Consider the following 20,971-nt stretch of genomic DNA (forward strand, 5'->3'; position numbering starts at 1 on the left):
TGTGAGTCCTTCAGGGTTATTCCCCTTCCTTGACTCCTTTTTCCATCGCCTTCCAGGCAAGTGTGGCACATTTGATACGCGCCGGGAATTTAGCTACTCCCTGAAGGGCTTCTATATCACCAAGGTCAATATCCTCATCATACTCTTTTCCTTGCATCATATTCGAGAAAACTTCCGAAAGCCTCATTGCCGTCTCAATATCTTTCCCAATGATGATTTGAGTCATCATTGAAGCAGAAGCCATTGAGATCGAACAGCCCTCTCCGTCGAATTTGGCATCTGTCACTTTTCCATCTTCCACTTTCATGTTCAGATGGATACGGTCGCCGCAAGTAGGATTGTTCATATCTACTGTGAAGCTGCCGTCTTCAAGTGTGCCTTTATTGCGCGGATTTTTATAATGATCCATAATCACCTGTCTGTACAATTGATCTAAATTGTTAAAAGACATCGCTGAAATACTCCTTTGTTTTCACTAGTCCGGAAACAAGTTTATCAATATCTTCTTCCGTATTGTAAATGTAGAAGCTTGCGCGTGCAGTAGCTGATACCTTCAGCCATTTCATCAAAGGCTGTGCACAGTGATGTCCGGCACGGACCGCAATCCCTTCAGCATCAAGTACGGTTGCAACATCATGAGGGTGGACATCATCAATATTGAATGTGACAAGACCAGCACGCTTGGCAGGATCCTTTGTTCCAAAAATGGTCATTCCCTCTATTTCAGACATTTTTTCCATTGCATAAGCTGCTAGATGATGCTCATGCTTTTCAATGTGATCCATGCCAATTTCCTCGAGAAAATCAATAGCTGCGCCAAGACCAATGGCACCTGCGATGATAGGTGTGCCTCCTTCAAACTTCCAAGGAAGCTCTTTCCAAGTTGATTCATACATACCGACAAAATCAATCATTTCACCGCCGAATTCAACTGGTTCCATTTTTTCAAGGAGATGCTTTTTACCATACAGCACACCAATCCCTGTGGGACCCGCCATTTTATGGCCGGAGAATGCGAAGAAGTCACAATTGAGGTCTTGTACATCGACTTTCATGTGAGGTGCAGCCTGTGCACCATCAACCATCATGACAGCTCCATTCTCATGGGCAACCTTCGTGATTTCCTTGATCGGGTTCATCGTTCCCAGCACATTTGAAACCTTCATGATGGACACGATTTTGGTTTTGGATGTTACTGTATTTTTCACATCTTCCACTGAGATTGTCCCGTCTTCCTGAAGAGGTACATATTTCAATGAAGCGCCCGTTTCTTTGGCAAGCTGCTGCCAAGGAATGATATTGCTGTGGTGCTCCATATGGGAGATGACAATTTCATCGCCTTCACTGACGTTTGCTCTGCCGTAGCTTGCAGCTACCGTATTGATTGCTGTAGTAGTTCCACGGGTAAAGATGATCTCCTGGGTGGATTCCGCATTAATGAACTTGCGGACCTTTTCCCTGGCACCTTCATAACCGTCTGTCGCAAGGGTCCCAAGAGTATGGACACCTCGATGGACATTAGAATTATATTCACGATAGTACTTATCTAAAGCTTCAATTACCTGAACGGGTTTCTGCGAAGTAGCGGCACTGTCCAGATAAATTAATGGATGTCCATTGACTTCCTGGTCGAGAATCGGAAAATACTTACGAATCTCTTTTGCATTCATTAATTTACTTTCCTTTCAATGACCTCTGTCAGCTGTTTTTTAACTCCTTCAATTGGAAGCTGGTTAACAACCGGGGCCAGGAATCCGTGAATGACAAGTCGCTCTGCTTCCTGGCGCGGGATACCGCGGCTCATCAGGTAGTATAGCTGAAGCGGGTCAACACGGCCGACGGAAGCAGCATGTCCTGCTGTAACATCATCTTCGTCAATCAAGAGAATCGGATTGGCGTCTCCGCGTGCTTTTTCACTGAGCATAAGAACGCGTGACTCCTGTTCTGCATTCGATTTCGAAGCTCCATGCTCAATTTTGCCGATGCCGTTGAAAATGGATGACGCTTCATCCTTCATGACACCGTGTTTAAGGATATATCCTTCAGAGTTCTTTCCGAAGTGCACCACTTTCGTCGTGAAGTTCTGCTTTTGCTTCCCTCGTCCGACTACCACGGTTTTTGTATCAGCATACGAACCGTCACCCATAAGGTTGGTTACATTTTCTGAAATGGTATTTCCGTCATTCATCAATCCAAGAGCCCAATCGATGCGGGCGTCTCTTGCAGCTGTCCCTCTGCGGTTTACATATGTTGTGATCCCGCTTGCAAGATTATCAACTGCTCCATATGTCACTTTTGCGTTATTGTTAGCAAATACTTCAGAGACAATATTGTAAACTCCCTCTTCAACATCTGTTGTGGAGATATAGTTCTCAACATAAGTTACAGAACTATTGTCATCCGCTACAACAAGTACATGGTTGAAAAGAGTGGTATCCGCGTCATCTTGGATATAAACAGCTTGAATAGGCTGTTCCACTTCTACGTTTTTTGGCACATAGAGGAACACTCCGCCGTTAAGCAGTGCTGCATGAAGGGCTGTCAGTTTGTGTTCGTCCACTTTGACGCCTTCCTTCATGAAATACTTCTGCACAAGATCGCCATGTTCCTTGATTGCAGTCAGAATGTCAGTGAAGATGACGCCTTTTTCCTGTAGTTCTTTAGATAATGTCAAGAAAGCAGGAGTGTTGTTTCTCTGAACGTATAAGTTATTGCTGCTGTTATCTGTATCAATCAATGCTTTTGCAGCTTCAGGAAGCTCGCTCAAGTCTTGATAAGAGTTGCTTTCTACTGTATGCTGTTTAAACTCAGTGAAGTTCCACTTAGTGATTTTGGTTTTATCCGGTTTAGGAAGCTCCAATTCCCCTGCTTTAGCTAAAGCTTGGGTACGAAGGCTTGAGAACCATTCAGGCTCGCCAAGACCTTTTGAAAAGGAGTCCAAATATTCCTTTTCTACTGGTAGTTTCGTTTCTACAGTCATCTTAATCCCCCTAACACTTACGCTTCTTGGCCGACAGTTTCGTCTTTGATGCCTAACTCTTCTTTAATCCAGTCATATCCTTCTGATTCAAGGCGTTTCGCAAGCTCAGGTCCGCCAGATTTAACAACGCGTCCCTGCATCATTACGTGTACTTTATCCGGTGTGATGTAGTTAAGAAGACGCTGATAGTGGGTAATGATTAAGCATCCGAATTCTTCTCCACGCATCTTATTGATACCGTTTGAAACGATTCTTAAAGCATCGATATCCAAGCCTGAGTCAATTTCATCAAGGATTGCAATCTTAGGCTGAATCATCATCAATTGAAGAATCTCATTGCGTTTCTTTTCACCGCCGGAAAAGCCTTCATTTAAATAGCGCTGCGCCATATCCGGATCCATTTCAAGCTCTTCCATGTTTGCATCCATTGTACGGATAAATTTCATTAATGAGATTTCTTGTCCTTCTTCGCGGCGGCTGTTGATAGCTGAACGAAGGAAGTCGGCATTTGTAACACCGCTGATTTCACTTGGATACTGCATAGCAAGGAATAAGCCTACACGCGCGCGCTCATCCACTTCCATTTCCAGAACATCTTCACCATCAAAGGTGATGCTGCCCTTTGTTACTTCATACTTAGGATGTCCCATGATTGCTGAAGACAAAGTGGATTTACCAGTACCATTTGGACCCATTACTGCATGGATTTCTCCACCCTTTATTTCAAGGTTTACACCTTTTAGGATTTCTTTCCCTTCGATCTCAACATGAAGATCTGTAATTGTTAAAGTTGAACCTGCCATTATTATACCTCCGTGACTTTATAAGAAAGTTTATTTTTAACCATTCTCAATTTATTCTCATTCTAATCTTATAACAAATAAAAGTTATAAGCAACTGTTTAAACCAAGGGTAAAAGGACATGAAACTGCTGTCTGTCTGCCTCTTCTATTGTTTGCTTCCGCCACTGTAATCATGTACCTTGATGAACATATAGAAGGTTTTTGCGACTTTTCATAAATTTCTCTACTTGAATAAGATTAACAAAGATTCTCCAATCAGTAAACAGAACAAAAGCGCAAACGCCCTGGGCCAGCCCCGAAAGAGAAGAAAGGCGCTCTTTCCTTTATTCTCTGTGGATTAGTTGACCTTGAGGGGCTGGTCGCTGAAATAGGAAATGGAAAACAAAATAATAACTCATCATATAAATGTTAAGTTGCATCTTCCAATAATCCCCTGCAAACGCAGAAAAACCAGTGTCCTAAAACACTGGTTTCTCTACCTGTTTCTTCCTATTATATATTAGCGTGTACCTTGCGATCCAAATCGGCAATCATTCTTCTGCTTTCGATATATTCATTCTCTCTTCTCTTTTCCACTTGCATACGAACTTTATGCTTCCTCTTATAGGTCTCATAGCCAACTCCGTGGGCTCCATGCATCGCCTTTTCCATTTCATTCGTATACTCCATATTCAGAGAGTCATTGATAATGAATCATTCCTTTCAAGTTTTTAAATACGTTTATAATGTTACTACCCCCGTAATTTAAAAACAAAACGCATATGAATCGATTACCAGTTTTTAACGGTGTTGTCAGCTGTTTTAAAAAACCTGAAACACCTCCACCTTATATTTTCACAATATTTCCACGATATACTTCCATTTTGAAATTTTATACTTTAATACTTTAAAGCGCGAAGAGGGACTGTCCCTCTTCGCGCTTTAACGCGTTAATGTTTAGCTGACAAAGTAATCCTGTAAGCTAGTGGGTCTTATTGTTTTAATTGGTTCAGTTCTGTAATTGATTCCTGTACAAGTGTGACTGCCTGGCTCATGGCTGCTCCTCCGCCGAATGCAGCGGTTACCCCGACAGCTTCAAGAATTTCCTCTTCTGAACACCCTTGGTCGATGCAGCCTTTGGTGTGGTAGATGATGCAATACTCATCCTGTGAATACAAGCTTATTCCCAGTGCAATCAGCTGTTTATCTTTTTTAGAGAGAACTCCTTCTTTGAAGCATTGTTCTGTGAACGCATTATAATGGTGAGCCAACTCCGGCATTTTTTGAGTAAATACACCTAATCCCTGCTTATAATGATGCAGTGCAGCTTCCGTAGAATTTCTGAAATCCATTTCCATTTGCTCAACTCTCCATTCTGTTATTGAATCCAATCCAATTCAAAGATAGTATGAGCAAAAGGACGGAGGTTTATGAACAAAAAAGCAATCCCTTCTGAACGAAAGGACTGCTTCTTTATTATTATTCTTGGACTGGAACGACTGCCCCGTCCCACTCTTCTAAAATGTAATCTTGGATTTCCTCAGAACGAAGGACCTCTACAAGAGCCTGGATTGCTTCATTATCTTCATCACCCTTGTTTACAGCAATCACGTTAACATATGGTGATTCTTTATCTTCAATCGCAATGGAATCTTCAAGCGGCTTCAACCCTGAATCAATGGCATAGTTCGAGTTGATTACTACTGCATCCCCTTCTTCACTTTCATATAACTGTGGAAGCAGCGCAGCTTCATACTCGTAATCGAATTCAAAATTTTTCGGATTTTCCGCAATATCTTCTAGTGTTGCAGCTGTCTTTTCGACACCTTCTTTAATAGTAATCAGGCCCTTTTCCTCCAATAGAGTAAGAATACGGCCGTGGTCGGCTACTGAATTACTCATGAGGATCGTTGCACCTTCCGGAAGATCTTCTAATGAATCATATTTTTTAGAATATACTCCGATTGGTTCAATATGAATTCCGCCGGCATTAACAAAATCAAATCCATGATCTGCAATTTGAGACTCCAGGTAAGGAATGTGCTGGAAATAGTTAGCATCAATATCACCGCTGTCCAGGTCTTCATTTGGAAGAACATAATCCTGGTAAGTATCAACGTTCAGTTCTATACCTTCTTCTTCAAGAATCGGTTTTGCTTTTTCCAGGATTTCTGCATGGGGAATGTTAGAAGCTCCCACAGTGATTTCTTTCAATTCTTCCCCGCTGCTTCCTTGGCTTCCTTCATCTGCTGTGCCGCAAGCAGCCAATGCGAAGATACTAGCTGCTGTAAATAAACCTGCAATTGTTTTTTTCATTGTTAGTCCTCTTTTCTATGAAATATTTATCTTTTGTCCGTTGTTTTTGTTAAAATATCCCCGATAATCTGAATGATAAAGACGATGATCAAGATTACTATCGTGGCTGCTAATGTCACATCGTCCCTGCCGCGCTGGAATCCATCCAAGTAGGCAAGATTCCCAAGACCGCCAGCCCCAATGACCCCTGCCATTGCTGTAAAACCAATCAGGGCGATCGCTGTTACTGTTATCCCTGAGATTAATGCGGGCATTGACTCGGGAAGCAAAACCTTCCAAATAATAGTGGAAGTCTTAGCTCCCATCGATTTAGCCGCTTCTATGACCCCTTTGTTGACTTCCCTCAGAGCAATCTCTACCATTCTTGCATAGAACGGTGCTGCTCCAATTATAAGAGCCGGCAGTGCGGCATTTGCTCCACGGATCGTTCCCAACAGTAATTTGGTAACCGGAATCAACAGCACAATCAAAATGATGAACGGGATCGACCGAAAGATATTGACCACCGCGCTGGTCACCGCGTAAACTGCACGATTTTCCCAGATATTGTTTGGTGAAGTTAAAAATAATAACAATCCAAGGATGATACCAAGAACAAGCGTTATAGCCACAGACATCCCGGTCATATAGAGTGTTTCAACCGTGGCTTCCCACATTTTTTCCCAATCAACGTTCGGAAAGAGAGTTTCAACCATGATTCATCACCTCAATCCCAACTGTTTGCTTCTTCAAATACTCAACAGCCTCTTCTTCTTCAGTACCGGTCAATTGAATGAACAGGGTTCCATATGAGCCTCCCTGGGTTTGGGAAATGCTTCCCTGAAGAATGTTGGCGTTAATATCAAAATTCTTGATCAAACTTGTAATGAGAGGCTGCTCTGTCTGTTCACCGACGAAAGTAAGCTTGACAATCTTTCCATCAGGATAATGAGAAACAAGGTTCTCAATTGCACCCTTTGTATTTCCTGTTTCTGAAATCTCGCTCACAAAACGATGAGTGATTTTCTGCTGCGGGTTTCTGAAGACCTCAAGAACCTCGCCTAATTCGACTACCTTTCCATCCTCCATAACCGCTACTCTATGGCAGATTTTCTGTATAACCTTCATCTCATGAGTGATTAAAACGATGGTCAGTCCCAAACGTTTATTGATATCCACCAGTAATTCCAGGATAGAGTCCGTGGTCTCCGGGTCTAAAGCCGAAGTTGCTTCATCACACAACAAAACCTTGGGGTTGTTCGCGAGCGCACGTGCAATTCCGACCCTTTGTTTCTGTCCACCGCTCAATTGAGAAGGATAGGAATCTTCCCTTCCTTTCAGTCCGACGAGTTCAATTAACTCCTCTACTCTCTTGTTGCGTTCTTCCTTTGGAACCTTTGTAATCTCCAGCGGAAAAGCAATATTTTCTCTTACAGTTCTCGACCACAAGAGGTTGAAATGCTGGAATATCATTGAAATTTCATGACGGGCGCTTCTCAATCTTCCACCCTTCACCTGGGAAACGACATGGCCATTCACATCGATGGTCCCTTCACTGGGGATTTCCAATCCGTTCAGCATGCGGATCAGCGTGCTCTTTCCCGCTCCGCTATAGCCTATCACCCCAAAAATTTCGCCATCATCTATAGTCAAATTCACATTATCTACAGCTGATATGGTTCCTTTTTTGCTTTTGAATATTTTACTGACATTTGAAATGCTTATCATTTACCTCACCTCTCCCTCACTAAACCCATAAGTATAGTAGGTTTTAGCTCCGCTGCAATTACAATGCTGTTATATTATTTACCTCAGGAATAATCCTAAACATTTTCATCGAATAAATGCAAAATGCCTTCCCGCAATGAGCAGAAAGGCATGAAAATTCATCATTCACCTTTCCCTCATCTTCCAAAGCACAACAGCTTTGTGTGAATTGGCACCATTTCAACAATGTTGACGGTTGCCGGGCTTCGCAGGGCACATCCCTCCACCTCTCTCGATAAGAGCAAGAAAATCGCTTTATTCAATTAATCCTTTAGAGGACAAAAGTATTCTTTACTTATGAATGGATTTTATCATTGCTTTTTGAAAGCTGTCAACAGTTATTTGAAATTCTTTTGTATCCCATAATGGATTCTATCTTTTAGGTAGTTCATTTATATTATAGTCACTCTATAAAGAGTGCTTGATTTCCTCTTCAGGCAGACTGCTCCGCTGTTTAAAAAGTGAAACCCTCCCTGACAAGCAAAGGTTCGGGGCTTGTTAAGAAATTTCAAGAAAAAATGTAAGTTTTTGAAATGCTCCAAACGTTCAAATGACCACCGGTTCGGCATCTTGGACTCTGCATAATGTCAGAATAGACTCTACAAACAGAAGCCCTCTATAAGTACCCCTCACATCTATCTCCTGTCTGCGGGAAAGGACTGACAGCTTCTCTTTTCCAGTTAGCAGCTCTTGGATCCTGTCGGGGCTGCCGGTAATCAAAAAATCAGGCTCATAATCCTCTGCTGCAACAATCGTAAGCTCCACTCGCCTGCCAAATGCAGCCAACTTTACCTCGTTCCCATTATCAAAAGCGACTATAAAGGGACTTTCCGGCATCAATGCTTTTAAATGGTATCTACTCTTACACTCCTCAAGCATCCTCAAGACCTCTTTTTCCAATCGCTCATCCCCTTAATATGTATTTCTTGTATACTATTTCCACTTTTTAGTCAGGATTCCTCTTGTAATCCCTCGACAACTTCTGAAGGGGTATTGAATATTACTGTCGATTTCCACTGAATATGTGTTTTTCTGAAAAATTTCCCGAGAAATATGTAAAATTACGTCCAAACCAAAAGCATAAGCGCCCTGTTCAGCCCCGACAGGCAAATTAGAAAAAAAGGCGTTGGCTATTTTAGCATTGATTGTTGCTTTCGGAAAAATCCCAAGAGCCGGATTCCCCCCCGGATACGAAGGGTTTCCTCTAAAAACGGAGGGTGTAGCTCTTTTCTTTCTTGCTTACCAGGATATTTCGGGGAAATAACGGCATAAATTTCCGAATTACATATTAAATAGCAACAAAGTTTACGAAAAAGAGCCTTATTCTTTGAGGGTTATTTGAACCCGAGGGGAGGGACGCCGATAACATAGTTAGGTGTCAAGTTGATTTAAAATTTCCTATAACAAAAAAACCGACTCCTTAAATGGAATCAGCGCTTGTTAAATAATTTAATTGTTCATGCAAATATGGAACAGACTGAAAGGCATAAATCTTATTCACAAGGCTTCCTCTGCGGAAGAGCAGCATACAAGGAACACTTTCAACGGAATATTGGTCAGCGGCTTCAGGTATATAATTTAGATCAGCTTTAATAAAAGAGATTTGCGGAAACAACTTTTCTGTTACATCCACCATTTTTCCGGCCACCATACAAGTCCCGCATAGCGGAGTGTATAGGTAAAGGGCTGCAAACTTCTGTCCTTTTGTAATTTCTTCGATTTGTTCTACAGATATATTTTTCTTCATAAAATCCTCTTACGTCCTTCTCTCCAGGTATTCTGTATGCACATCAATGTCAGCCCCAATTAAAATGGAAGCAAGATGATATTCCGGAGCAGCTGCAACCTCTTTATACATGCGGTCAATGTATAAGTGCTCAGCCTCGGGAAACTCTCTCTTAAATAGCTTACGGAGCTTCTCGCCGCTCTCATCAGCGTCTACCAAGATGTATACATCACGAGTAAAAAGTTCATCCACCAGTTCATCAAGCTTGGTAATGCTGATGGTCCCGTTCGTACAAATGATCTCGACAGGCTCTTTTACGATTTCTTTCACTTTCTTCCTGTCAGACGTCCCCTCAACGATAATAACTTTATCATCATAGATCTGCATAGAAATCACCTATCTCTTTTCGTCACTATTGGTTATTTTCTCTTGTAATAACAAAAATCAACATCACTAACTATGACCAGCTTCTTTAAGAAACACTGCTGCTCTAGATATGAAATACGCAGCAGGGGCGTCTCTCACTTCAATTAATCTTGTAAACAGCATGGCTTAAAGGATAACTCTTTTTTAAAGGATACTTTCGCAAAGATAGTGGCTGTTTTAAAGGTATTGGATTTCCGCTCCAGGCGCGCGACTCTGCGGGGCGGGCGTTGAGCCTCCTCGGCTTCGCCTGCGGGGTCTCATCTGTCCCGCTGGTCCCGCAGGAGGTCGCACGCCTTCCGCTCCAATCCTTTAGCGTAAAGGGAGAGGAGGATAAACACGCATTCTAAGGCAACAATTCTTAGAAAAGAGCCTTTTTATAACAGCTTATTTAAAGGGAAATACAAAACTCCTTTATGGCATGAGTAAGTTTAAGCAAATGTTATTCTCACTATTATTTTCCCGCTTTTTAACATTGATTGCAAAGAAAAACTCTTCGCTTCTTACACTTTTAGTAAAAGAATATAAAGAAAAAGAGTAGACGCATCTACCCTTTTTCAGCACCATCCGCCTTCATCACAGTCCGTATAACGCGGTTCAGACTCATCCGGCGCCATATAATTCTGGATGATCTTGCTGCCGAAGGTTTCAAAGTTTGGTTCTAACTGTAGATTTTCAGCTGAATTGGAAATATCCATTTTCCCTACAAGCTGTTCATCAAGAAATAAATGCAGCTGTCCTTCAACCAATTTTCCTGTAACACGCTGTGTGACATCGAGCTTTTTGGGTTTCAACATGAACTAATCCCCCTTTTTAAGGTTTGTTTATTAGCCTGCCCAAAAAGCAAAACAAAACCCTCCGGAACAGCTGGAGGGTTTTGTAAATAGTATTAGTCTTCTTTGATCATTTCTTCATACTGCTCAGCCGTCATAAGGTTGTCCACTTGAGAAGCATCTGAAGGTTCGATGATGACCATCCATGCTTTTTCGTATGGCGACTCATTAACAAACTCAGGGCTGTCATCAAGGTCTTCATTAACCTCAACAACCTTTCCGCTTACAGGTGCATATAATTCAGAAACGGTTTTAACAGACTCTACGCTTCCGAATGGCTCGTTAGCTGTAATTTCGTCTCCAACTTCAGGAAGTTCAACGAAAACGATATCCCCTAATTCTGATTGCGCGAAATGCGTGATTCCAATTCTTGCATTTTCCCCTTCAACTTTAACCCACTCATGTTCTTCTGAATAACGAAGTTCTTTTGGTGTGCTCATGTCCTATCCCTCCATTGCTATATTCACATCAATATTGACATATTTACTACAATAAAAGCAAGAAAACCTTGCCAAAATTTTATTGCCACGCACTCTCGTATGCTTCTTCCTTGAAGCCGACTGTAACAGTCGATCCTTCTGCAGCTATCGGGCGCTTTATCAGCATCCCGTCACTAGCAAGAATCTCAAGCAATTCCTCTTCTGAAGAATTATTAACCTTGTCTTTCAAGCCAAGTTCGCGGTACTTCTTTCCGCTCGTATTAAAGAACTTTTTTAAAGGCAGCCCGCTTTTTTCGTAAAGCTCCTTGAGTTCCTCCTTAGTGGGAGGATTCTCAACAATATGTATTTCATTAAATTCCTTGCCGTTTTCCTCAAGCCATTGTTTGGCTTTACGGCATGTGCCGCATTTGGGATATGAATAAAATTGGATTGTCATTTTCTCACCACCCTTCCCCAGAGGTTTACCACTTCAACTACTAACTAATTCGACAAAATCCCTTAATGTCCTGCAAGCCTTTCTGCAGGACACTAAGAAGTTTTGATGAGCCCTAATCAGATGCACGTGTTTTCGACAGTATCAATCAATTCTTTTAATTCATCAACAGCTTGGTCAAGCGCAAGTGAATAGAATCTTTGAGTGCCTTTTTGATCGATTGTGACCAGGTGCTGATCTCTTAAGATTTTCAAATGATGAGAAACCGCCGGCCTGGACAAAGTAAGATTTTCAGTTATTTCATTAACTGTCAAAGGCTCTTTCTCCGCCAGCAGGAGGATGATGTCCTGCCTATAGGGATCACTCAACGCTTGAAATAAGGGTATACATTTACGGAATGTATCCATTGCTTTTTGACCCACTTTAGCGTTCCCTTCCCTCTTTTACCATCTTACCTCACATTATATACGTTCTTGCACCTTCCGGACAACGGAAGTGACCATCTTTCTTGGCATAAAGCGAATCGAACCCGCGAGTAATTTATTCTTACGGCCAGGAATGATTACTGTCTTATTAGTCTCTAAAAGAGACTTTACGGCCTCCTCCACTACCACATCAGCCTTCATGACACCGCTTTGAAACAGTTTGGACTGTCCGAGTTCAGCTGTAGTGCTGAAGCCCGTTTCAGTTGCTCCTGGGCACAATGCAGCCACTTCTACCCCTCTGTCCTGCCACTCGTTTGCCAATGCCTCTGATAAGGACAGTACATAGGCTTTGGTCGCATAATAGACAGCCATCAAAGGCCCGGGCTGAAACGCTGCAGTGGAAGCTACATTCAGTATCTTGCCCTCTCCTCTTACGACCATCTCTCTCCCGAAATATTTTGAGAGCTCAGTCAAAGCTGTAATATTTACTTGAATCATATCGAGCTCCGTCTGCAAGTTTGTTCCTTCGAACTCACCAAACAATCCGAACCCTGCATTATTGATTAAGATGTCTACCTGCTCATCAATTGTTTCTGTATAATTGAACAACTGCTTCGCTGCCCCCTGCTGTGATAAGTCAAGCGCAAGGACATAGGCTTTTATCCCATACCTGGCTTCCATATCCTTTGCCAGATCTTTTAACTTCTGCTCACTTCTGGCAGTAAGTACAAGATTATACCCCCGTGTCGCGAGCTGTTTTGCAAACTCCACTCCAAGTCCGCTGGATGCTCCTGTAATGACGGCTGTTTTGTTTTTCATATTATCGACCTCCAATTATTATATGTTTAAACGTTTAAACATATAATAATTCATTAAGAACAGTTCTGCAAGGTATTTGTTAAATTCATCAAGTAGTTTTCTGTTCAAACTCCTCATTTATTAAGTTCGAATTGGTTACCAACTGGGTGGAATGGTTAAGAGGAAAGCATACTCAATAAAAAACTGGGATTAAAGAAATGTCAAGAATTGATTGAGGATTCAATGAAATTGCATTAGTATGATACCCTATGTAAAGAGAGTGTAAAAGAATAGACACTATTAGTAATGAATTTTCAATCCTTCTACGTAGAGGAGGAACACAGCATTCAAAAGCAACAATTCTTTAGAAAAAAAGCGGCGAAACAGCCAGATAAAAAGACACATACTACTAGGAGGAATCAAATGAATTTGGCAGAACAAAAAAACATATCTTGTCGGGTAAAATGTATAACGATTTAACTCCAGAATTAGTTAAAGCAAGAGAAGATTCGGTTTTTCTTACAAACGAATATAACAATAGTTTTGGCAAGCCTCAGCAGGAAAGAGAAAAGATTCTTCAAAAACTGTTTAAAAGTATTGGAAATGGTGTTCATCTAGAGCCAACTTTTAGATGTGAATTCGGCTTTAATATTACAGTAGGGGATAATTTTTATGCCAATTTTGATTGTATTATGCTGGACGGTGCAGAAATTAAAATTGGCAGCAACGTATTATTCGGACCAAGGGTTGGAGTTTACACTTCTAATCATGCAATTGACTTCAAAGAAAGAATAGCTGGAGGCTGCTATGCTAAATCTGTAACCATTGGTAACAATGTATGGATAGGAGCAGGGGTACATATTAACCCAGGAGTCACGATAGGAGATAATACAATTATTGGTTCTGGCAGTGTAATTACTAAAAGCATTCCAGCAAATGTAGTGGCCGCTGGTGTGCCTTGTCAAGTAATTCGAGAAATCACCGATGGGGATAAGACTGGATTTGAAACTTAGACTTAACATTACAATTAACGAAAATACAAGATTGAGCGCGCGTTAAGTTGTGCTCTTCTTTTTATTGACCATTTAACGGAGTAACTTTTTGAAGCAGAAATCTTTATAGAAAATGAAACACCGGATCCCCAGTTGGGAATCCGGCAAAACCTCTACTTACAGAACATAACGCTCTGCTTCAATTAGCTTTTCAGATGCTTCACGTTTAACCGCAATGATGTTAAGCGGAGTATAGCGCGTGAATTTACGAAGTGCTGACAGCATCATTCTCAAAGAATCGCCTGTTTCAGCTGCAACCAATGTTTCTTTTGCATGAGCTTCGATTTCGTTGAATGCTTCCTGACAGAAGATTTGTGTGTACAATAACTTTTGCTTGGCTTTTTCAGCGCCATCTTTGTTAATGGCTTTTTCAGTACGAAGAACGGCAGATTCCATAGCGTATGCATTGGAAATGATATCTGCAATGTTCACAAGGATCTCCTGCTCTTTTTCCAAAGCTTTTCCGTATTTCTGTGCAGCCAGACCGGCGATCAACAAGCCGATTTTCTTCGCATTCTTAACAAGATATTTTTCCTGTTCAAGCGGTGCATCGCCCACTTCTTCCGGCATAAGCATCATCAACTCTTCTTGAAGTGCTTGTGCTTTTTGGAACAATGGCAGTTCACCTTTAAGCGCTTTACGGACATATGTGCCTGGCACTAACAGGCGGTTGATTTCATTCGTTCCTTCGAAAATACGGTTGATACGGGAATCGCGGTACATTCTCTCGATTTCATACTCCTGCATGAATCCGTAACCACCATGAATTTGAACACCCTCATCAACGATATAATCAAGGGTTTCCGTTGCAAAGACTTTATTCAATGAACACTCGATTGCATATTCAGCAATGGATTTAGCAACTTCTGTTCCGTTTTTGATTTCTTCGTCCGTCAATTGGCTCATACGGTCTTCAAACAAACCGACTGTACGATATACAGAGCTTTCTGTTGCATAAAGCTTGGATGCCATTGTAGCAAACTTTTCTTTTGTTAAGTTAAAAGCAGAGATCGGCGTCTTGAACTGCTGGCGCTGGTTTGCATATTTGATTGTTACATCCATCGCACGCTTGCTTCCGCCTACAGCACCTACTCCAAGCTTGTAACGGCCGATATTCAAGATATTGAACGCAATGATATGTCCTTTTCCTGCTTCACCAAGAAGGTTTTCAACCGGAATCTCTGCGTCTTCAAGAATCAATGTACGAGTGGAAGAACTCTTGATTCCCATTTTCTTTTCTTCAGCCCCAGTGGATACTCCAGGATACTCACGCTCAACGATAAAAGCAGAGAACTGCTCACCGTCGATTTTTGCATAGACGACAAATACATCAGCAAAACCTGCATTTGTAATCCACTGTTTTTCACCGTTCAATACATAGTGGGTGCCTGCTTCGTTCAGCTTGGCTGTCGTTCTGGCACCAAGGGCATCAGAACCAGAACCCGGTTCAGTCAAGGCATAGGCAGCGATTTTTTCGCCTGTGGATAAAGCAGGAAGATATTTTTGTTTTTGATCTTCGTTACCGAACAATACGATTGGAAGAGATCCGATTCCAACATGTGCTCCGTGTGTAATGGAGAATCCGCCGGCAGTGGACATTTTTTCCGCGATAAGTGCAGAGCTTACTTTATCAAGTCCAAGTCCGCCGTACTCTTCAGGAACGTCAGCTCCAAGCAGCCCAAGGTCTCCCGCACTTTTCAATAGTTTTACAGAACGGTCAAATTCATGATTTTCCAAGTGCTCCACTTGTGGAACCACTTCTTTCACTACGTAATCTTCTGTTGTTTTGGCGATCATAAGCTGTTCATCTGAAAAATCTTCCGGTGTGAACACATTTTCATAAGAGACATCTTCGATTATGAAGCTTCCGCCTTTTACCAACTTATCAGTTTGATTTGTCATCTGTTTTTCCTCCTTGTTTTAAAAAACAGTTATTAATAAATGACTCGCTTTAACAAATTATTGATTTCCGCTGCAGGTGTACGACTCCGCGGGGCGGGCGGTGAGCCTCCTCGGCTTCGCCTGCGGGGTCTCACCTGTCCCGCTAGTCCCGCAGGAGGTCGCACACCTTCCGCTTCAATCACTCTTAATAAAAAGTAAGGTTATAAAGAGTCTTAACAACACTTTTTATGAATTGATCATATTAGTAATAATATTGGAGCTCGACTTTAGCTGGTCAGTTATAAGCTTCTTGTTATAGAGATAGGGTATCATTTTCATAGATACAACCATATTCCTTTAAAGAGTAATCAGCCTTAAAGAAACCAACTTTAAGTGAAAGTTTAAACATCCATAATTACCCTATCAGTTCAAACACTCCGGCTGCACCCATTCCGCCGCCGATACACATAGTGACAACACCGAATTGTACATTTCGTCTCTTCATTTCATGCACGAGAGAAAGAGTTAATTTCGTGCCGGAACAGCCAAGTGGATGTCCCAGGGCAATCGCTCCGCCGTTTACGTTTACGATTTCTTCATTTAGGCCAAGCTGGCGGATGACTTGGATGGATTGTGAAGCAAATGCTTCGTTAAGTTCGAACAAGCCGATGTCTTCTAATTGAAGACCCGCCATTTTCAATGCTTTCGGAATCGCTTCAACAGGTCCGACACCCATGATTTCCGGCGGCACACCTGCAACAGCAAATGATCTGAACTTAGCCATCGGTGCAAGGCCTAGTGAATTTGCTTTTTCACGATCCATTACCATCACAGCTGCTGCTCCGTCACTTGTCTGGGAAGAGTTTCCTGCTGTTACCGAACCTTTCACGTTAAAGGCAGGGCGCAGCTTAGAAAGGACTTCCTGGTTTGTGCCAGGCCTTACGCCTTCATCTTTTGAAAATGTGATATTCTTTTCTACTACTTTGTTTTGACTGTTGACTGAACGCAGGACCACGTCCACAGGAACGATTTCATCCTGGAATCTGCCTTCTGCAATTGCTTTGGCAGCTTTCTCATGGCTTCTTACTGCGAAAGCATCTTGGTCTTCTCTCGAGATACCGAATTTTTTTGCGACTTCCTCTGCTGTATGGCCCATGCTCATATAGTATTGAGGTGCGGTTTCAGCCAGCTTCGCATTTGGACGTACTACATGCCCCATCATCGGCACCAGGCTCATTGATTCTGCTCCGCCTGCAATCGCAGTGTCAGAATGTCCCAGCATGATTTTCTCAGATGCATAAGCAATGGACTGCAGCCCTGATGAACAATAGCGGTTGATCGTAATGGCCGGGACGTTATGTGGAAGTCCCGCCAGCCCTCCGATATTTCTTGCCATGTTCAAGCCTTGTTCTGCTTCCGGCATGGCACAGCCGATAATCAAATCATCTATATTTCCGTCATAATTCCCTGCTCTTTTTAGTGTTTCTTTTACAACCAGCGCACCAAGATCATCGGGTCTGACTGTTGCCAGAGTCCCTTTGTGGGCTCTCCCCACAGGTGTACGGGCGCCGGCTACTAATACCGCTTCTCGCATGTTCTTCCCCCATTTCTAGTAAAATAAATGTATGTTTAGTTACGCAGCGGTTTTCCTTTTACCAGCATGTGCTGCATACGCTGTTGTGATTTCGGTTGAGCCACAAGACTCAGGAATGCTTCCCTCTCCAAGTCCAGTAGATATTGCTCATCTACTTCGGTACCGAACGGCAGCTTCCCGCCTGCCAGTACAAATGCTAATTTCTTCGCGATTGCCAAATCATGTTCAGAGATATAGCCTGAGTGAAGCATTGCTTGAGCTCCCAGAATCAACGCGGCATATCCTGATTCACCGACAACCGGAATCTTTCTGCGGACTGGAGGAGTGTAGCCGCTTTCACTTAAAGCTAGAGCAGCCTGCTTCGCGTCATACAAAAGGTGATCACCATTGGCACTTACACCATCAGAGTTGTTAAGGAAGTTATTATCCCTCGCTTCGTCACCAGAAGTAGAGACTTTTGCCATTGCAATCGTTTCAAACACTTTATTGGCAACCTTTTGTAAATCGAAATCGATTCCCTCCGGCATCATATCAAGATGCTTGATATAGAGTTCTTTGTTTCCGCCTCCGCCTGGAATCAGTCCGACACCTGCTTCCACAAGTCCCATGTAGGTTTCCATGGATGCCTGGATATGTGCAGCTGGAAGGCATACCTCCGAGCCTCCTCCAAGTGTCATGCCAAATGGCGCTGCGACTACCGGCTTCTTGCTGTATTTGATATTCATCATCGCCTGCTGGAAGTTACGGACAACCATATCGATTTCAAATATGTTGTCGTCCTGCGCTTCCATTAGAATCATTGCAATGTTGGCTCCAACACAGAAGTTTTTGCCCTGATTCCCAATGACCAGCCCTTTAAAGTTCTTCTCCACTTCTTCAATAGAGAAGTTGATCATTTGAACGATATCCAGGCCGATTGAGTTGTTTGGTGAATGGAATTCAAGCAATGCGACCCCATCTCCTATATCAATCAAGCTGGCACCGGAGTTTTTCTTGATCAATTTACCTTGCTTCTTCAAAAGCTTCAAATCTATTACTTTGGGATTTCTCTCAATCTTTTTATATTCGCCGTTATGGTAGAAGTACTTTTCACCATCATCTTCCTTATAGAAAGAATTATGTCCTGCTTCAAGCATTCCTGTAATCCATACCGGAATTTCTCTGCCTTCTTCTTTCATCTTGCTCACTGATTTTTCAAGACCGATGCTGTCCCACGTTTCAAATGGTCCTTGCTGCCAGCCGAAGCCCCATTTCATTGCCTGATCGATTGCAACGATATCATCGGCAATGGTCTCAAGCAGTTCTCCTGAATACAGAAGCACCGGTGAAAGGATGTTCCATAGGAAGCTCCCGGCTTTGTCATCGGCATAAACAAGCGCTTTCATTTTATTCGAAAGTCCTTTTTCCTGCTTGCTTAATTCAGTTGAAGTTGTTTTTAACTTTTTCCGTGGTCCGTATTCCAATGTTTCGGTATCGAGTTCAAGGATTTCTTTCCCTTGTTTCAAGTAGAAGCCCTGGCCGCTCTTGGATCCAAGCCATCCGTTATCCAGCATCTTCTGCATGAAGCCTGGAATCTCAAACACTTTCTTTTCTTCTCCGTCAACCTGGTCATAAACATTTTTCGCCACATGAGCGAAGGTATCCAGTCCTACAACATCCAGCGTGCGGAAGGTTGCACTTTTCGGGCGGCCGATTGCAGGTCCGGTGATGGAATCCACTTCCCCGACACTTATACCGCTTTTCAACATCTCTTGAAGTGTGATCAGCAGGCCGTATGTTCCGATGCGGTTGGCGATGAAGTTTGGTGTATCCTTCGCAAGAACTACCCCTTTGCCAAGTACATCTTCACCAAATGTTTTAATGAAAGAAAGTACTTCCGGGTCTGTTTTTTCAGTAGGAATGACTTCAAGCAATTTCAGGTAACGCGGCGGGTTAAAGAAGTGGGTTCCCAGGAAGTTTTTCTGGAAATCCTCCGATCTTCCCTCTGACATCGATTCTATTGAAATTCCGGAAGTATTGGAACTGATGATACTCCCTTGCTTTCTATGTTTTTCAACGTTTTCAAAAACCTTCTTCTTAATATCCAGGTTTTCAACAACCACTTCAATGATCCAGTCACAATCACTTAACTTCTCCATATCATCTTCAAAGTTCCCTGCTTCAATCAGCGCAAGATTTTTCTTTGATGTAAGTGGTGCCGGTTTTTGTTTAAGAAGCTTTTTCAGTGCCCCTTCGCTCATGCGGTTGCGGACAGCTTTATCTTCCAAAGTCAGTCCCTTTGCTTTTTCTTCCTCAGTTAACTCACGCGGTACTATATCCAGCAGCAAGGCAGGTATCCCGATATTCGCCAGGTGGGCTGCGATACCCGATCCCATCACTCCAGATCCTAATACAGCTGCTTTTTGAATTTTACGAGCCAATGTTTTTTCCCCCTTTTACTACTTGAATGAACACTCATTCATTTTCTTGCCAAAAAAAATCACGAATGAGATCTGTTACCTCTAATATATAAGATTTTACAGCAAACTGCAATATCTTAAAGTTTAAAAAATGATAAATTTTCAAAAAATAATTATTTCTCATCTTCTGGTAATTCTAATAGTGGAGGTGATAATCATGGCAAAAAGAAAGAAAAACCCATCCAAGGCGGGCGTCAGCGCTGCCAGTGTAAAAGGTGATGCGGCCCCGACAGTGGAACATGACGGCGGCAAGGTGAACAGCCAGAACAATCAATACAAAAAATAATCTCCATTTAAGAGCCGCGCGCCTGCCTCAGACGGATGTTATGGCAGCCGTTCTGCGGCAATTGTTCTGCCCACTGGTGCACGATGTATTAAAAACATCTCAAGGGCAGCAATCTATTTGAGGTAAGCCAGCTATATCATTTGGCTGCTATGGCTGAACTTTATGCAAGATCTAAAACAGCCATTCCTCTAAGACTAACCCGTTCGGCTGAGCGGGAGAAAACATATAGGCATAAGGTGGTGCGAATTAGCATACTGATTCGCACCTCTTCTTAAGAACGTTTATAAGTATTATAGAGTCTTTTATCGTGCAAGTTATCGGTTCAACTCACACTTTAAAAGTAATGAATAAATCTATTCAAGGCTGCTAAATCACAACTTCCACGAAGGACACTATATGGCTTTTTTCCTCCTATAGTGGCACTCACGACTCTCTCGAAGGACACTATATGGCTTTTTTCTCCTAAAGTGGCACTCACGACTCTCTCGAAGGACACTATATGATATTTTTCCTCCTTTAGTGGCACTCACTTCTCTCGCGAAGGACACTATATCGGTTTTTTCCTCCTATAGTGGCACTCACTTCTCGCTTGAAAAACACTTTATGGGTTTTTTCCTCTTATAGTGGCACTCACTTCTCTCGCGAAGGACACTATATGGGGATTTTTCCTCCTATAGTGGCACTCACTTCTCGCTTGAAGGACACTTTATGGGTTTTTCCTCTTATAGTGGCACTCACTTCTCTCGCGAAGGACACTATATGGTTTTYTCCTATAGTGGCACTCACTTCTCTCCCGA

The 20,971-nt window shown here is 42.4% G+C and carries 22 protein-coding genes and 1 riboswitch; of the genes, 2 read left to right on the plus strand and 20 right to left on the minus strand.

The genetic code is table 11. The features are described from left to right. Positions 1–16 precede the first annotated feature (16 nt). The 17 genes from sufU to B9Z54_RS01590 form a co-directional block, all read right to left on the minus strand. Entirely contained in the window at positions 17–451 is a 435-nt protein-coding gene (gene sufU, locus B9Z54_RS01515) for a Fe-S cluster assembly sulfur transfer protein SufU (protein ID WP_113926773.1), read from the minus strand. Then, a complete protein-coding gene (locus tag B9Z54_RS01520) occupies positions 441–1,670 on the minus strand; it encodes a cysteine desulfurase (protein WP_113926774.1) in 1,230 nt (409 codons plus the stop codon). Before B9Z54_RS01520 ends, sufU begins: the two co-directional genes overlap by 11 nt. Then, complete coding sequence (sufD, locus tag B9Z54_RS01525; protein WP_113926775.1) at positions 1,670–2,980, minus strand: Fe-S cluster assembly protein SufD; 1,311 nt, start codon at positions 2,978–2,980, stop codon at positions 1,670–1,672. The genes B9Z54_RS01520 and sufD overlap by 1 nt, the downstream gene beginning before the upstream one ends. Positions 2,981–2,997: 17 nt before the next feature. After that, positions 2,998–3,783 carry a Fe-S cluster assembly ATPase SufC gene (gene sufC, locus B9Z54_RS01530; protein WP_113926776.1) on the minus strand — a complete coding sequence of 262 codons (786 nt, stop codon included), beginning with the start codon at positions 3,781–3,783 and terminating at the stop codon, positions 2,998–3,000. Between the two features lie 492 nt (positions 3,784–4,275). Continuing rightward, entirely contained in the window at positions 4,276–4,452 is a 177-nt protein-coding gene (locus B9Z54_RS25120) for a YuzK family famiily protein (RefSeq protein ID WP_205207647.1), read from the minus strand. 302 nt (positions 4,453–4,754) lie between these two features. Beyond that, complete coding sequence (locus B9Z54_RS01535; protein ID WP_113926777.1) at positions 4,755–5,120, minus strand: carboxymuconolactone decarboxylase family protein; 366 nt, start codon at positions 5,118–5,120, stop codon at positions 4,755–4,757. A 121-nt stretch (positions 5,121–5,241) separates the two neighbouring features. Then, positions 5,242–6,078: a MetQ/NlpA family ABC transporter substrate-binding protein gene (locus B9Z54_RS01540; protein ID WP_113926778.1), complete on the minus strand. Its 837-nt coding sequence runs from the start codon at positions 6,076–6,078 to the stop codon at positions 5,242–5,244. A 26-nt stretch (positions 6,079–6,104) separates the two neighbouring features. Next, on the minus strand, positions 6,105–6,773 hold the full coding sequence (locus B9Z54_RS01545; protein ID WP_113926779.1) for a methionine ABC transporter permease: 669 nt from the start codon (positions 6,771–6,773) through the stop codon (positions 6,105–6,107). Continuing rightward, a complete protein-coding gene (locus tag B9Z54_RS01550; protein WP_113926780.1) occupies positions 6,766–7,785 on the minus strand; it encodes a methionine ABC transporter ATP-binding protein in 1,020 nt (339 codons plus the stop codon). The genes B9Z54_RS01545 and B9Z54_RS01550 overlap by 8 nt, the downstream gene beginning before the upstream one ends. 173 nt (positions 7,786–7,958) lie before the next feature. Further along, positions 7,959–8,066: riboswitch (SAM riboswitch) on the minus strand. Between the two features lie 304 nt (positions 8,067–8,370). Then, positions 8,371–8,724, minus strand: a complete 354-nt coding sequence (locus tag B9Z54_RS01555; RefSeq protein ID WP_113926781.1) for a hypothetical protein — start codon at positions 8,722–8,724, stop codon at positions 8,371–8,373. 520 nt (positions 8,725–9,244) lie between these two features. Continuing rightward, on the minus strand, positions 9,245–9,571 hold the full coding sequence (locus B9Z54_RS01560; protein ID WP_113926782.1) for a thioredoxin family protein: 327 nt from the start codon (positions 9,569–9,571) through the stop codon (positions 9,245–9,247). A gap of 9 nt (positions 9,572–9,580) precedes the next feature. Continuing rightward, positions 9,581–9,937 carry a toprim domain-containing protein gene (locus B9Z54_RS01565; RefSeq protein ID WP_113926783.1) on the minus strand — a complete coding sequence of 119 codons (357 nt, stop codon included), beginning with the start codon at positions 9,935–9,937 and terminating at the stop codon, positions 9,581–9,583. 593 nt (positions 9,938–10,530) lie between these two features. Then, positions 10,531–10,770, minus strand: coding sequence for a DUF2553 family protein (locus B9Z54_RS01570; RefSeq protein WP_113926784.1), 240 nt, complete (start codon positions 10,768–10,770; stop codon positions 10,531–10,533). Between the two features lie 92 nt (positions 10,771–10,862). Then, positions 10,863–11,246, minus strand: a complete 384-nt coding sequence (gene gcvH, locus B9Z54_RS01575; protein WP_113926785.1) for a glycine cleavage system protein GcvH — start codon at positions 11,244–11,246, stop codon at positions 10,863–10,865. A gap of 79 nt (positions 11,247–11,325) precedes the next feature. Further along, on the minus strand, positions 11,326–11,682 hold the full coding sequence (locus B9Z54_RS01580) for an arsenate reductase family protein (RefSeq protein WP_113926786.1): 357 nt from the start codon (positions 11,680–11,682) through the stop codon (positions 11,326–11,328). A 116-nt stretch (positions 11,683–11,798) separates the two neighbouring features. Further along, positions 11,799–12,101 (minus strand): ArsR/SmtB family transcription factor, encoded by a 303-nt coding sequence (locus tag B9Z54_RS01585; protein ID WP_113926787.1) that lies wholly within the window; start codon positions 12,099–12,101, stop codon positions 11,799–11,801. Positions 12,102–12,140: 39 nt separating this feature from the next. Beyond that, a complete protein-coding gene (locus tag B9Z54_RS01590; protein ID WP_113926788.1) occupies positions 12,141–12,923 on the minus strand; it encodes an SDR family NAD(P)-dependent oxidoreductase in 783 nt (260 codons plus the stop codon). 443 nt (positions 12,924–13,366) lie between these two features. Between B9Z54_RS01590 and B9Z54_RS01595 the strand changes: the two genes are divergently transcribed. Further along, on the plus strand, positions 13,367–13,915 hold the full coding sequence (locus B9Z54_RS01595) for a maltose acetyltransferase domain-containing protein (RefSeq protein WP_113926798.1): 549 nt from the start codon (positions 13,367–13,369) through the stop codon (positions 13,913–13,915). Between the two features lie 156 nt (positions 13,916–14,071). On the opposite strand, the gene B9Z54_RS01600 is transcribed toward B9Z54_RS01595, so the two are convergent. From B9Z54_RS01600 to B9Z54_RS01610, 3 genes are all read right to left on the minus strand, one after another. Next, complete coding sequence (locus B9Z54_RS01600) at positions 14,072–15,856, minus strand: acyl-CoA dehydrogenase family protein (protein WP_113926789.1); 1,785 nt, start codon at positions 15,854–15,856, stop codon at positions 14,072–14,074. A gap of 394 nt (positions 15,857–16,250) precedes the next feature. Beyond that, positions 16,251–17,429 carry an acetyl-CoA C-acetyltransferase gene (locus tag B9Z54_RS01605; protein ID WP_113926790.1) on the minus strand — a complete coding sequence of 393 codons (1,179 nt, stop codon included), beginning with the start codon at positions 17,427–17,429 and terminating at the stop codon, positions 16,251–16,253. A 35-nt stretch (positions 17,430–17,464) separates the two neighbouring features. Continuing rightward, the gene (locus B9Z54_RS01610) at positions 17,465–19,849 is read right to left on the minus strand and encodes a 3-hydroxyacyl-CoA dehydrogenase/enoyl-CoA hydratase family protein (RefSeq protein ID WP_113926791.1); all 2,385 of its coding nucleotides are present in this window, start codon (positions 19,847–19,849) and stop codon (positions 17,465–17,467) included. A gap of 196 nt (positions 19,850–20,045) precedes the next feature. Between B9Z54_RS01610 and B9Z54_RS01615 the strand changes: the two genes are divergently transcribed. Next, on the plus strand, positions 20,046–20,174 hold the full coding sequence (locus tag B9Z54_RS01615; protein WP_113926792.1) for a YuzL family protein: 129 nt from the start codon (positions 20,046–20,048) through the stop codon (positions 20,172–20,174). Positions 20,175–20,971 lie beyond the last annotated feature (797 nt).

Origin of the sequence: Bacillus sp. P14.5 (genome assembly GCF_003316765.1) — a bacterium.
Taxonomy (GTDB): Bacteria; Bacillota; Bacilli; order Bacillales; family Bacillaceae_B; genus Rossellomorea.

Excerpts from the sequence above, each read along its gene's own strand:
- sufU (WP_113926773.1), bottom strand. The coding sequence starts at position 451 with ATGTCTTTTAACAATTTAGATCAATTGTACAGACAGGTGATTATGGAT.
- B9Z54_RS01520 (WP_113926774.1), bottom strand. The coding sequence starts at position 1,670 with ATGAATGCAAAAGAGATTCGTAAGTATTTTCCGATTCTCGACCAGGAA.
- sufD (WP_113926775.1), bottom strand. The coding sequence starts at position 2,980 with ATGACTGTAGAAACGAAACTACCAGTAGAAAAGGAATATTTGGACTCC.
- sufC (WP_113926776.1), bottom strand. The coding sequence starts at position 3,783 with ATGGCAGGTTCAACTTTAACAATTACAGATCTTCATGTTGAGATCGAA.
- B9Z54_RS25120 (WP_205207647.1), bottom strand. The coding sequence starts at position 4,452 with ATGGAGTATACGAATGAAATGGAAAAGGCGATGCATGGAGCCCACGGA.
- B9Z54_RS01535 (WP_113926777.1), bottom strand. The coding sequence starts at position 5,120 with ATGGAAATGGATTTCAGAAATTCTACGGAAGCTGCACTGCATCATTAT.
- B9Z54_RS01540 (WP_113926778.1), bottom strand. The coding sequence starts at position 6,078 with ATGAAAAAAACAATTGCAGGTTTATTTACAGCAGCTAGTATCTTCGCA.
- B9Z54_RS01545 (WP_113926779.1), bottom strand. The coding sequence starts at position 6,773 with ATGGTTGAAACTCTCTTTCCGAACGTTGATTGGGAAAAAATGTGGGAA.
- B9Z54_RS01550 (WP_113926780.1), bottom strand. The coding sequence starts at position 7,785 with ATGATAAGCATTTCAAATGTCAGTAAAATATTCAAAAGCAAAAAAGGA.
- B9Z54_RS01560 (WP_113926782.1), bottom strand. The coding sequence starts at position 9,571 with ATGAAGAAAAATATATCTGTAGAACAAATCGAAGAAATTACAAAAGGA.
- B9Z54_RS01565 (WP_113926783.1), bottom strand. The coding sequence starts at position 9,937 with ATGCAGATCTATGATGATAAAGTTATTATCGTTGAGGGGACGTCTGAC.
- B9Z54_RS01570 (WP_113926784.1), bottom strand. The coding sequence starts at position 10,770 with ATGTTGAAACCCAAAAAGCTCGATGTCACACAGCGTGTTACAGGAAAA.
- gcvH (WP_113926785.1), bottom strand. The coding sequence starts at position 11,246 with ATGAGCACACCAAAAGAACTTCGTTATTCAGAAGAACATGAGTGGGTT.
- B9Z54_RS01580 (WP_113926786.1), bottom strand. The coding sequence starts at position 11,682 with ATGACAATCCAATTTTATTCATATCCCAAATGCGGCACATGCCGTAAA.
- B9Z54_RS01590 (WP_113926788.1), bottom strand. The coding sequence starts at position 12,923 with ATGAAAAACAAAACAGCCGTCATTACAGGAGCATCCAGCGGACTTGGA.
- B9Z54_RS01595 (WP_113926798.1), top strand. The coding sequence starts at position 13,367 with ATGTATAACGATTTAACTCCAGAATTAGTTAAAGCAAGAGAAGATTCG.
- B9Z54_RS01600 (WP_113926789.1), bottom strand. The coding sequence starts at position 15,856 with ATGACAAATCAAACTGATAAGTTGGTAAAAGGCGGAAGCTTCATAATC.
- B9Z54_RS01605 (WP_113926790.1), bottom strand. The coding sequence starts at position 17,429 with ATGCGAGAAGCGGTATTAGTAGCCGGCGCCCGTACACCTGTGGGGAGA.
- B9Z54_RS01615 (WP_113926792.1), top strand. The coding sequence starts at position 20,046 with ATGGCAAAAAGAAAGAAAAACCCATCCAAGGCGGGCGTCAGCGCTGCC.